Origin of the sequence: Paenibacillus solani (assembly GCF_050475945.1) — a bacterium.
In the GTDB taxonomy this organism is placed as follows: Bacteria; Bacillota; Bacilli; order Paenibacillales; family Paenibacillaceae; genus Paenibacillus_AQ; species Paenibacillus_AQ solani_A.
The window spans coordinates 769,885-780,343 of the sequence record NZ_JBCMXJ010000015.1 but is presented as its reverse complement, the minus strand read 5'-3'; the positions used below and the strand labels follow the sequence as shown (position 1 = coordinate 780,343).

The following is a 10,459-nucleotide window of genomic DNA, read 5'->3' as shown; positions in this document are numbered from 1 at the left end:
ACTGGATCCTTCATCGAGATCACCAACTCTAATGATTTTTTACGCTCTTCGCCGATTTCTTATAACGTCTTTTCCCCGAATTCGCCCATTTCCCACACCTGGCCAAATGTACGAATTCATATAATACACGCATACCTATATATTAGACGAACAGGTGGTCAATCCTCCCCTCGCTCCGGCAACTTGTTCTCCATAATGCGGTCGAGCGGGCTTTGGATGCGCTGGAGATTCTTTAGTCCGACATGTGTGTAAATTTCGGTTGTCTTCAGGCTGGAGTGACCGAGGAGTTCCTGAATATGCCTCAGGTCGGTGCCATTCTCGAGTAAGTGCGTAGCGAATGAATGTCGTAATGTGTGGATCGAGGCTTTCTTCACAATTCCTGCTTTCCGCTTGGCCCGCTCAAACATATACTGGGCGGAACGCTCCGTGAGATGCCCGGCACTCTTGTCGGCTCCAGGAAATAGATAGTCCAGCACCGCATGGGTCTCCAAATATGTCTGCATCATCTCGATTACCGTCCCGGACAGGAGACTGTACCGATCTTTGCGACCTTTCGCTTGTCTGATATGAATCATTTTGCGGGAGACATCGATATCTTGTTTACGTAAGCGGACGACTTCACTGACGCGTAGGCCAGAAGAATAAACAAGAGTTAGAAGCAGCCTGTGTTTTAGGTTCTGTGTGGATTTGAACAATGACAGCACCTCATCTTCTGATAATACCGTGGGAAGCGTTTGATCAGATTTTGGGCGTACCCATGCCTTGGAGAAACCACTTCGCTTAAGTGTCTCCTTAAACCAGAATCGAAGTGCGCTTATGGCCTGATTTACATAAGAGCGGGAATGTCCTTCCTCAATTAATCGCATGAAATAAGTATCCAAATGTACAGAGGTCACTCCCTCAACCGATACTGCGGATTGCCGAATAAAACGCTCAGCATGACCAAGATATGCTTTACGCGTTTTGCTGCTGTATCCCTTCCTTCTTAGTAACTCATCCAGCTTCCCCATTGCTGCATAATCCTCCGGTGTGCATAGTCTAAGCAGCTCAGGGAAACGCTCATACAATGATCGGTCCACCGTTTTTACCGGAGTGTTTTCTAAAAAACTGCATAATATCACCATCGTCTCATGTTGTGCCGGAACCTGCCATACTTTTTTGTCTTGATCCCAGGTGCGGCCGGGAATTCGACGTACACATTCAATCCATTTCGGAACATAGGGTACCTTCAGCAATACACACGAGTTGCCATCATACAGAGCAACATAGGGGTGCTTTTTCTGCTCCTTCTCCTTCATCATTTTCCCTCTCTCCATTCTCTAATCACATAAAAAAAGGAGACTCCGGCTTACGCGGAAATCTCCAATTCTTTTGGAATAAAACTATTATTTTACTATTATTAAAACAATTCCACTTCTAATAACAAAACGACCAAACGATTGAAGTCTCGCTTGGCCGTTCTCAACTCTAGCTTTTCATTAATAAACTTGATTCAAACTAACAGGTCCGAGACTTCCAGAAGAGCCTTGGAATTCACCTTTAACGACATAAGTTCCTGGGCTGAGATAACCTACTGAATACTCGACAGGGCTTGGAGTGGTTGGGCCAATATTCACAGTAGTCGAGAATACTCTGCTAAGCTGACCGGATGGTCCTTTGGAATACAGCGACAGCTCAACCGTTTCATTTGTAGAACTCCAGAGGCCAACACTTAATTTATATTGAGCAGATTGGCCAACGTATAAATCATGGGATGTTGCAGTATAGGCAGCAAATGCGCTAGTAGAAAAAGAAAAACACGCTAATAATAAGAGCAAAACTACTTTTTTCATTAATTCACCTCCCTTCTTGATACGAAATGTCAGTAGAGAAAGTGTATGTAATGGTCTTGTTCGAAAAGTAATATTTTTACTATTGTATCAAAAATAAGATTATTTGCATATATATTAAATTTCGAACCATCTACCTATTTCCAATCTTGTCTGCCTAACCATATAAATAATCGATAAAATTATCAATAAGTTCATTGCTATTATTCATCTTAATTAGCGTCTCTTTTAAATCTTCTATAAATCCTTCGAGCAATTCACAAGTTTCATCATTTATGATTTCCCCATTATATTTTTCCTGTATCAATTCTATTGTAGCTGAAAGGTAATCCAGAAAATCGGACAAAGAGTTTGCAATCGGAAAAAGAGCGCCTCCTTCATAAGATGCCGTGACTGGTGAGCCTTCTTTATCAGTTACAACTACGATAGGATCATCATTTACATCTGCAATGACGAGCCAATATGGATTCCAATTTGGATCTTCTTTCCGATCTACTCCAATCCATCGGAACCCATCTTGTCTAAGAACAAGATTTTTAGAAGACCAAAGACTAAGAAGTGCATTACCTAAATCAATTCCCATGCTTTTTAGCTCATGACCATCGTGTCGAACATCACAAATTATTTCACAATGTTCATAAAAATATTTCAGCTCAGGAGAAAGATGAATTTTGTCATCTACTTGTAGTTTTACTGATTCTGACCTATAACGCACTCCACCTTTCTTAACAACTGGGGATTCTATTTGAGGATATTTATTCATTGTCTCTATAAAATTTAATATCGAATTCTCTAATTGTTTCACAAAAGCTCAATCCTCTCGGTTATGATTTAACAGGTTTACATGCGCTAAACGATAATTTTCTTGAAAAAACCCCCTCCAAGTAAACTTCAATGCGCCATGTACACGCTGTCTACTTAAAGGGGACTCTCCAAACTTTATTTGTTATCAATCATTCTTCTCTCGATTACTTCGATCGGTTGCATCGAACTGCTTCAAATCTTGGATCGCATCGCTGGTCCTTTGAATTTTGTCCAGTGAAGTTTCAATATCAATCGATGCGCAAACATAATACAGTACGTCTACAATGAAAAATTGACTATGCTTCGACCCCGTCGCTGCACTTCTGACCTTGGCTTCTGGAGCCAGGGAAGTAAACAGATTATAGTCACTGAGCTCTGAAAGCTCACTTTTTCCAAACCCCGTGAAGCTGATCGTCACCAGCCCCATTTTCTTAGCAAATTTCATGAGCTGGACAACTTCCTTTGTAGCCGCGCTGTAAGAAATCCCTATAAACACACTGCCCTTAGGCGCATTCGCCATACTCATCGTTAGAACGTGAATATCAGACAATGCATAAACATTCTTTCCTAAACGAAGCCATTTCTGTGCGATGTCCTCCGCTACCAGAGCAGATGCACCTACACCGAAAGCGAAAATGGCCGGTGCATTATACAGATCATGAGCTGTTTTTTCTATCATTTTCGTATCGAGCAGGCCCACAGTATCCCTCAAAGACTGAACCGCATTGGATAGAATTTTATCAACCAGATCGGTAGTATTCTCATTTTTGTTTAGATCGTAATAGCCAGATTTTTGATCCTGGGCTAGATCGGCCGATAACGCCACTTTTAATTCCGGGAAGCCCTTCAAGCCTAGGGAGCGACAAAAGCGGACAACGGAAGCACTGCTGGATAGGGAGCGGCTCGCCATCTCCTGAACGGACATAAACATCACTTCTTCAGGAACTGACAGGACGAACCTGGCTACCTTCTGCTCGGACTGCGTCAATTTAGGTATCACATTCTCAATTCGTGATAAAATCTGACCAAAACCCACGCTAACGCCTCCATCTAATCAATTAAAATAGCAATACTATTATATTATTCCCTATTCGGCTCTCTAGCAACAAAACGGAATGAATATCGCCCTTTTTGCAAGAATGGCAGTAATGAAAGATCCTCGTCGGTCACATATCCGATAACGTTCACCCGTTCATCAGGAGGCAATGGATTCAGCACTATTTGAAACTCGCCTTTATAACGCTTGTAATTATCATTATCCAGGGTCAGTGCTCCCCGAGGCCGCTCCACACAATTCTCCGGAGGAATATCCCCTTTAAAATATCTTCGCGCATCCTCTGAACGGATTACATCACGTGCGATATCCGGCCGGTTATGATGAGTTTCACTCCACACATGGGACGCCAGCTGTCCCCGGACGCCAACCAGCACGGTTCCTTCATGCCAAGACTTAAATTGGGACATGGTCCACTCACTTAGCGATAAATCTCCAATGATGACTAGATCCACGGCTCCTTCAGTATGCAGCTCGAGAAAGCTTGCAAATGGCGATTGGTAACGATGCTGCTCAAGTGTAGGCAACCCTTCATACAAAGGCCCCCGCAATTGACCGTCACCCGGAACAAAGGCACCCACCTTTAGCCCCTGAGATCTTAACCATTCGTTTTGTGATTTGAATGTGCTCCATTCAAGGCCCGTCTCCGGTCGTGGATAATAATTATGCCAAGCTTCTAGCGAGGCAAAGTCTGCATTCAAACTTCTGAGCTCGTTCAGAAAAGAAGGATCAATCGTGCTGGCGTTAAGAGAAACCTGCCAATCATGAGTTAGCGCTGCAATCTCGGCATTTTCCATTCCGTTATCTATTCTCAGTCCTGTAACACCCTGCTGCTTCAACTGATCCAGCGTGAAGTTTTCAAAAGTTCTTGGAGACACATCCACCATCAATTCCATCTTATGCTCCTCAGCAAATCGACCGATTTGCCCCAGCGGCTCCATAAGATTCTCTGCCGCTTCCTCGGGAATCTGCAATGAGGTGAATATCGTATCAAATCCGTAAGGTCGCATGAAAGCCAAGTATTCTATAGTACGGTCTATGCTTTGTTCTGTCAATGAAACAAGTACACCAGCCATGGTTCCAACACTCCTTTTAGTTCATCATATATTTAGCGTTCACTAGGTTTAAGCTTCTTTAGGTTGTCTTGCTTCTTTGGGTACACCGAAGAAGTAAGTGCACAAAAACCCAAAGAAGTAGGCTGTGATAAGGCCGAGCAAGTAGATCCACCATTTACCGTCCGCGATCAAAAGAAGCATTTCGATACCTGATGCTCCGATAGCAATGGCTCCAACATTGCCGAAATAACCAATCACGGCACCGCCAAACCCTGCTCCTAAACATGCTGTTACGAATGGCTTGCCCAGTGGAAGGGTTACACCGTAAATAAGCGGCTCGCCGATTCCCATTACCCCAACAGGCAAGGCACCCTTGATGATATTAATAAGCGGTTTATTCTTGTAGCAGCGAACCCAAAGCGCAAGTGCTGCACCAACCTGCCCAGCTCCTGCCATAGCCAGAATTGGTAGCAGGATAGTAACACCAGTCTGATTGATCAGCTCAATATGAATCGGAGTCATTATATGGTGCATTCCGAGCATTACCATCACCAGCCAAATTCCGCCTAACAAGAATCCGGATAGGGCTCCTCCAACGTCCAGAATCCAGTTAACCGCTGTCAATAGATAACTTGCAACAAAGCCGGCAAATGGCATGATGACGAAGATGGTCAACAGACCGGTTACCAACACGCTGATGAAGGAGGTTACAATGAGATCGATCGAATTCGGAATAACTTTATGCAGTCTTTTCTCGATGAGAGATAATATCCATACAGCCAGAACAACGCCAATGATCCCGCCTTGTCCAGCAATAAGTGGATCGCCCGTAAACAAGTTGATAATAGGGAGCTCTGCACTCGCACCTGTAAGCAGTGTGGCGCCCCCGATGATTCCCCCCAGCGATGGACTTGCGCCAAATTCTCTGGCCGAGTTAATCCCTACAAAAATCGCCATATAGGAGAATATCCCGTTCTTGATCACATTCAGGATAAGGCTGAATTGCTGCCAGCCATCACCGGATAAATGACCAGATGTAATTAAGTTGGCAATAACAGCCGTAATTCCTGCCAATAAACCAGCGGCTACAAAAGCTGGCGCCAGCGGAATAAAGATATGTGAAATCGATTTCAAAAAATTCTTAATCGGTGTATTATTCCGTTCCTTATACTTCTTCTTATTTTCAGATGCTAATTGGGAGGCTTTCATTTTATTGCTAGTTTGTTCACTGTCTATACTGGAACTCGCAGTATTCAATGGAATTTCTTCACCCATCTCTACTCCGCTAATATTCGCTATTACCTGTGCGACCTTGCCGACCAGGCCTGGTCCGACGATGACCTGAAGAGTAGACTCGACAATAACGCCCATTACCCCGGGCACTTTTTTCAATTGTTCGATATCAGCTGCTTCAAGGTCTCGCAACGTGAGACGGACACGAGTCATGCAATGGGTTACCATTTTAACATTTTGTATTCCGCCAATTGTATCTAGTATACCTAAAGCCAAATCTTTTTCTTTAGCCATGTTGATGTCTCCTTTAGTTTGGTTGTATGGCTCGCTGTACAAAACCTTCCGACTGATCCAGCTTTATCTTAGCTTCTGCATAATTTAAGCCCGTAAGAATCATAATCACTGCTACCTTCACATGCTGATGACTCCATTCGTAGTAATTGGTAGCGGTTTCGTAATCACAGCCTGTAATCTCTTGAATCATGCTTTTTGCCCGCTCTACTAATTTTTCATTCGTAGGCTGAACATCCACCATCAAGTTGCCGAACGATTTACCAATACCGATCATGGCAGCTGTGGAAATCATATTTAGCACCATTTTTTGAGCTGTTCCAGCTTTAAGGCGGGTCGATCCAGTCAATAATTCCGGACCCGTTACAATTTCAATCGAGTATTTGGCGTATTTACTAATTTCGGCATTTTCGTTGCATGCCAGGCTTGCTGTTGTCGCTCCAATCCGGCTCGCATATTGCAATGCGCCAATGACATAGGGAGTTCGACCACTGGCAGCAATGCCGATAACGGTATCTTTGTCACTTAAATTCAGTTTCGCCAGATCTTCCATCCCTTGTTCAAGTGAATCCTCTGCTCCTTCTACAGCGAAGCGAATAGCTTCTTCTCCGCCAGCAATCACGCCTTGGACCATACTCGGATTGGTACCAAAAGTGGGAACGCATTCAACAGCATCCAAAATTCCCATCCGACCACTAGTCCCAGCCCCGATATAGATGAGTCTACCACCCTGTTTAAAGCTGTGAATCACACACTCCGTAACACGTTCGATCTCGTTCAATTTTTCTTTAATTAATAAAGATACTTTCTCATCCTCCTCCTGCATAAGTCTGAGGACCGAAAGTGTTGGCAGCTGGTCCAAATCCATCGTGTGCGGATTTCTTTTCTCTGTTTGCAATTCATGCAGCACTCTATCATCTCCTCTTCTATCTGATACTAGTGTATAGGAATAGAAATAAAATTACAATATTATATTTAATTTAGGTAATATTATTTCAATAAAATGTCGAAAAATTGCGGTTCTATCCCGCTGCCTATCATCATCAAATAATGAACCATTCTGAATAACTTCAAACATAGCATGCATTATAAACTAAAAAAAGCCTGATCCATCAAGGATCAGGCGATAATACATATATTAAAACAGGTGACTTTCCATCCTCTATAACTCTGAAAAATTAATACAGCTCACACTCTTCAATAGATTAACGGTAACACATCGATTATGAACACTTGCTATATCCACAGTTCCCGCAGGTCTTGCATCCCTCGATGTTAATCAAGGAAGCCCCGCCGCATGAAGGGCATAGATCCAGCGACATGGAGCTGCCGCCTGTGTTCGAGCCAAATCCGCCACCGTGTCCCACAGCAGCTGTCGCTCCGGCTTCACCTGCATCCGCCGGTGCCATCGTGGCTGCGACCGGTGCCGGATCATGGTCATGTTCCAACTCGGCATTGTTGGCCACATGCGTCTCAAGCGCCTTCGCGACAGCGTCGGCGATGGACTCTACGCGGTTCGCGCCAAAGCCAATTGCGCCCGTGCCCCCGATACCCTTGAGGTGCTTGATCAGCAGCTCTACCTTGTTGCCGTGATCCCCGTAACGGAGGAACAACGAGCAGACGCGGCCCAAAGCTTCCGCCATCGCGAATACATCCGATCCCGCTTTACCAACGTTCAGGAAGATTTCGCTTGGAATGCCGTCTAGGTCGTTGATGGTAATGTACGCCATGCCGAATGGCGTGTTCATTTTATAGGTTGCACCGTGCAGAACCTGCGGACGCTTCTTGTATTGCTTATCCAGCCCACTCTTGCTCGCTGGAGTTACTGCTACGCTTGCAGCAGCCGGCTCTACGCTAGTCGCATCCTCTGCGGCTTGCCCTACAGCACTTTGCTCCAGAGCTGTTTTCTCTGCAGATGCTGTCGCTGCTTCTGCGGCTTTATCTTCTTTTTTCTCCGTTTGCAGCACCTGCACATCACGGCTGCCATCGCGGTAGATCGTGACGCCTTTGCATCCCAGATCGAATGCCAGCTCATACAGGCGCTTCGTATCTTCAACTGTGAAGTCGGACGGACAGTTTGCTGTCTTCGAGATGGAGCTATCCACCCAGCGCTGAATCGCCGCTTGCACGCGGATATGATCCTCAGCAGATAGACTCATCGCAGTCACATAATAGTCCGGAAGCTCTTCACCCGGATGGCTGTCCAACCAATCCTGCGCGATCGGCACGAACTGCTCGTCGAAGCCAAGACGGCTTTGACGGAAGTATTTGAAGGCGAAGTACGGCTCGATCCCTGTGGACGTTCCAACCATCGTACCCGTGCTTCCCGTTGGCGCTTGGGTAATGACGGTTACGTTGCGTGCACCTTTTTTGCGTACCGCTTCAGCTACTTCCGGATACACCTCGGCCATATTTTTCATGAAGCCGCTTTGCAAGTAAAGCTCTGCATCGAATGCCTGGAAGGAACCCTTCTCCTCAGCAATATCAGCAGAAGCGAGGTATGCTTCACGCGCGATGAAGCCATACAGCTTATCCAGGAACTCCAGCGATTCCGGACTGCCGTAACGGATGTTCAGCTTGATCATCAGCTCAGCCAGGCCCATGGTGCCAAGACCAACGCGGCGCTCTTTCTTCTGGTTCAATTCGTTTTCTTCAAAATGATACGGCGTCCGGTCAATGACATTATCCAGGAAACGCACGGAATAACGCGTTGTCGTCGCCAGCTCATCCCAGGCAACATCATGGTTCGCTTCATCATAGAACTTCGACAGGTTCATCGCGGACAGGTTGCATACGCCCCAGCCTGGAAGTCCCTGCTCACCGCAAGGGTTTGTACAGATAATCGGGTTGAAATACCAGCTATTGGACATCTGATTGTAGTATTCCATGAAGACAACGCCCGGCTCTGCCGATTTCCAGGCGGATTCGATGATCGTATGCCAAACCTCGCGTGCTCTGACCGTTTTGTATGGAATGATAGCGCGTCCGGCTTTTTTCCATTTTTCCAAATCGCCGTCCCACAGCTCATCGTAATCGGGATCGGTGGTATCCGGGAATACGAGCTCCCAGTCCAGATCTTCCTTTACAGCCTTCATGAAATCGTTGCTGACGCATACCGACAGGTTCGCATTCGTAACTTGTCCCATCGTCTGCTTCACGGTGATGAAATCCTCCACGTCCGGATGCCAATCGTTGATCATCAACATCAGCGCACCGCGGCGGCTACCTCCCTGCTCAATCAGGCCTGTTGTATAACTGAACAATCCGCCCCAGGATACAGCACCGCTGGAAGAACCATTCACACCCTTGACGATCGCGCGTCGTGGACGCAGAGAAGACAAGTTAATGCCCACACCGCCGCCACGTGCCATAATCTCCGTCATTTCGGTCAAAGTTTCCATAATACCGCCCCGGCTGTCCTTCGGCGAAGGGATTACATAGCAGTTAAACAGCGTCAACTCATCGCTTGCACCTGCTCCAGCGGCAATCCGTCCGCCCGGTACGAGTTTCCAATCATCCAGAATTTCACGGAATTTTCCGCGCCACTCTTTCTGCAGTTCCGGCGTTGCCTCTACCGATGACATGGCAGCCGCGAGTCGATCCCACATTTCTTCCGGCGTTTTCTCGATGGTTAACGTCAGCTTCTCCACATCCGATTCTACGAGCTCGCCCTTTCGTGTCTTCACGGTGACCTTGCGGCCTTCGCGCTTTACGATTTCGCCAACTTCCTTTGTCGGAAATTTAGGATCATCCTTCGTCAGAACGAGCACCACATCGCCAACCTTCGCATTGTTGGTGTCCGCATCCTTCCAGGCATACCGGTCCAAAAAGATCTTCTCACTTAAACCTTCCAGCCGCTGATTATGCATCGTACTCAAGAGCAACTACCTCCTATATAAAATAAAAATAAAATAGATTCTGCCGCATTGTGTTCACCAACAACATAACCTGTTATGTAGCCGATCAAACATGCAAAAGCACTATATACACCATATATAGTGTTGTCCTTCCATTATACTACACTATATATAGGATAACTATGCCGATAATGTGAAAATTAAGACGCCTATTCGGAGGCTCCTCCCGCAAGCTTACGCTTTCTTCCTCACGCTCTCTTTTTTGCTGATCCCTATGAAAAAGAGGATGAAAATCTCCAATCCCAGCAGCCGTGCGTCCTATAAGGTATTCAGTGC

8 protein-coding genes are annotated in these 10,459 nt (G+C 45.9%); all 8 read right to left on the bottom strand.

Features of this window, described 5'->3' with window-relative positions; all coding sequences use genetic code 11:
* Nucleotides 1-158 precede the first annotated feature (158 nt).
* A complete protein-coding gene (locus ABEQ74_RS18530; protein WP_430123584.1) occupies nt 159-1,301 on the bottom strand; it encodes a tyrosine-type recombinase/integrase in 1,143 nt (380 codons plus the stop codon).
* A gap of 177 nt (nt 1,302-1,478) precedes the next feature.
* Nucleotides 1,479-1,832: a hypothetical protein gene (locus tag ABEQ74_RS18525; RefSeq protein ID WP_082361131.1), complete on the bottom strand. Its 354-nt coding sequence runs from the start codon at nt 1,830-1,832 to the stop codon at nt 1,479-1,481.
* A 154-nt stretch (nt 1,833-1,986) separates the two neighbouring features.
* The gene (locus ABEQ74_RS18520) at nt 1,987-2,634 is read right to left on the bottom strand and encodes a hypothetical protein (RefSeq protein WP_430123583.1); all 648 of its coding nucleotides are present in this window, start codon (nt 2,632-2,634) and stop codon (nt 1,987-1,989) included.
* Between the two features lie 144 nt (nt 2,635-2,778).
* Nucleotides 2,779-3,669 carry a MurR/RpiR family transcriptional regulator gene (locus ABEQ74_RS18515; protein ID WP_053492180.1) on the bottom strand — a complete coding sequence of 297 codons (891 nt, stop codon included), beginning with the start codon at nt 3,667-3,669 and terminating at the stop codon, nt 2,779-2,781.
* A gap of 44 nt (nt 3,670-3,713) precedes the next feature.
* Nucleotides 3,714-4,763, bottom strand: coding sequence for a DUF871 domain-containing protein (locus tag ABEQ74_RS18510; protein ID WP_430123582.1), 1,050 nt, complete (start codon nt 4,761-4,763; stop codon nt 3,714-3,716).
* A 48-nt stretch (nt 4,764-4,811) separates the two neighbouring features.
* A complete protein-coding gene (locus ABEQ74_RS18505; protein WP_430123581.1) occupies nt 4,812-6,269 on the bottom strand; it encodes a PTS transporter subunit EIIC in 1,458 nt (485 codons plus the stop codon).
* Between the two features lie 13 nt (nt 6,270-6,282).
* The gene (gene murQ / locus ABEQ74_RS18500; RefSeq protein WP_430123580.1) at nt 6,283-7,176 is read right to left on the bottom strand and encodes an N-acetylmuramic acid 6-phosphate etherase; all 894 of its coding nucleotides are present in this window, start codon (nt 7,174-7,176) and stop codon (nt 6,283-6,285) included.
* Nucleotides 7,177-7,489: 313 nt separating this feature from the next.
* Nucleotides 7,490-10,135, bottom strand: coding sequence for an adenosylcobalamin-dependent ribonucleoside-diphosphate reductase (locus ABEQ74_RS18495; RefSeq protein WP_430123611.1), 2,646 nt, complete (start codon nt 10,133-10,135; stop codon nt 7,490-7,492).
* Nucleotides 10,136-10,459: the final 324 nt, after the last annotated feature.